This is a genomic window from Pseudoalteromonas sp. SIMBA_162, assembly GCF_046535955.1.
Classification (GTDB): Bacteria; Pseudomonadota; Gammaproteobacteria; order Enterobacterales; family Alteromonadaceae; genus Pseudoalteromonas; species Pseudoalteromonas marina.
Map to the genome: position 1 here is coordinate 1 of NZ_JAWJBQ010001044.1, position 242 is coordinate 242.

1 pseudogene is annotated in these 242 nt (G+C 64.0%); it reads left to right on the forward strand.

The features are described from left to right. Positions 1–242, forward strand: a pseudogene (locus R0J88_RS22885) (UDP-N-acetylglucosamine 1-carboxyvinyltransferase); the annotation flags it as partial.

Here is a 242-nt window from a genome sequence, read left to right on the forward strand (position 1 = left end):
TGGATTGAGCTTGACATGCACGGCAAGCGCCCGAAGGCAGTCAATATCCGCTCGGCGCCGTACCCGGCATTCCCCACCGACATGCAGGCCCAGTTCGTGGCGATGAATGCGGTCGCGGAAGGCACCAGCACCGTGATCGAGACCATCTTCGAGAACCGCTTCATGCACGTGCAGGAGCTCAACCGCATGGGCGCCCACATCGCGCTCGAGGGCAACACCGCAGTCGTGACCGGCACCGAGCG